This is a genomic window from Novipirellula sp. (genome assembly GCF_041583735.1).
In the GTDB taxonomy this organism is placed as follows: Bacteria; Planctomycetota; Planctomycetia; order Pirellulales; family Pirellulaceae; genus Novipirellula.
Window position 1 is genome coordinate 1 of sequence record NZ_JBFHFD010001012.1, and the last position, 1,807, is coordinate 1,807.

At 53.2% G+C, this 1,807-nt stretch carries 1 protein-coding gene; it reads right to left on the reverse strand.

Annotation, left to right across the window (positions count from 1 at the left end; all coding sequences use genetic code 11):
* Positions 1-141: 141 nt before the first annotated feature.
* The coding region (locus tag ABX962_RS35585; protein ID WP_372726385.1) for a hypothetical protein at positions 142-1,807 on the reverse strand (1,666 nt) is incomplete at its 5' end.

Here is a 1,807-nt window from a genome sequence, read left to right on the forward strand (position 1 = left end):
CACTCACTGCCGAAAACGATCAAGGGGACGGCGATCGAAATTGCCATCGTCCAAAGAATCGTATCGATCAGTGCGTGAGGAAACGTCATGGGGTCAACATGTTGCGGTATCAATTCGAAATCGGTTGGTGAGCGAAAGTGGTCAAGATGCGATCACGGCTCCAAGTAACCTTGCATCAAAATCGATCAGGTCGTTGATCAAGTTGGTGGCTGCGGGGGAGGCACCGTCACGTTCAAGGGAACAGACGATCACGGCATCGGCTCCGCTGGCCACCAGCGTCGCCGTGGTCGGATCGCTCGCACTGAGCCCGCCGATCATGATGTACTGGTACGAGCGAATACTGGCAGCCAATTCATCCCAGGTGTTGTGACTCATGGCATCACATAACAAAGCGGGATCTTGGATCAATAGCCGGTCCACTTTGTCTGTTTTACTGATCTGCATTTCTTGATCTTGTATGGACTCGACTGCATATTCACTGGGGAACGGCGTGATTTTTCCTGCCGCAACCACTTCAATGATCAGGACTCGCCCTCCGTCGCGTGCCAAATGCGAAGCCGCGCCAAACAAGATTCCCGTGGGGCATGCTTTGCGTCCCGTGGCCACCAACGCCACCGATGAACCGATTGGCAGATTCAAACGCTGGATCCGCGACGCCAGAATCCGAGACGTGGTGCCGCCAGTATGTCGCTTGGATGAACCGCGATCATGCCGGCTCAGGATCGGCAAGCCATGCTTTGTCGCAAGTCGTTCATGCTGATTCGGGCTGGCGCGAAAAAATTCGATCAATAGTGCAGGCAACAACAGGAACATCGAACCCGCACCAAATCCAGCCACCATCATCTTGGTTTTGTTACTGGAAACGGGGATCAACGCCGGAGACGCTGGCGAGGTGGTCTTCAGCACGTAACCATCGGTTTGGAGCAACCGTTCCATCGCTTGACGTTCTTCTTTGACGCGGTCTTGCTGATGCGTAATGCTTTCGAGTGCGACTTTGAAATCTCGCAGTTTGGGCGACAATTCAACCAACGATTTGTAGTCCTCCTCGAGTTTTGCAATCAGCTCTTGGTAGCTCGTGTATTCCGCTTCGAGCAATTTCAGTCGCTCCTGCTCTTCACGAAGTCGTTCATCGAGTTGCACCAGGATTTTGCTCTTCACTGCTTCGTCGACGTAGCCGCCTGAGTCGATGTCGTCAAAAATCTTAGTGATCGAGCCGCTGATGGCTGTGGTTGTTTCATCGTCGCCCGATTCGAGACGCAACACGTCGATCTCGCTTTGCAACGCTTGGTACTCGGATTGAGTCACCAAGTTGCGGTCGTAAAGGGATTTCAGATTGGCCAGTTCTTTTAGCTTCGAATCTAATTTGATCTTGGCCGTTTCGCGGCGACGGTGTTCATGCAATTGGTCCGTCAACATCATTCGCCGTTCTTGTTCGGCCAAACGGATGACCTCGCCCTGCATGATCGTGCGTTTTTCTTCGGCGAACTTGCCCGCTCGAGCGTCGGCGGCTTGCTGTTCCATTTGTGCAATGCTTTGCTTGCGAAGTTCGATCAAGATTCGCTGTCGCGCCAAGATCGCTTTGGCTTCGCGTTTGGCGACCAAGTTGGCATCGATCTCGGCATGCAAATCATGACTGTTGTGCGCCAAGCAAAGTTGGTCATAAGTGGCTTGCGTCGCGGTTCGCTCGGCGGCCAATTGAGCCGTTCGTTTGTCAAGCGTTTCAAGATGTTTGGTGATCGTTCCGTTGCGAATCTCGCGTGACTTGTCTCCCACGATTTGCATTAACGTGTCCACCACCTGCTTGGCC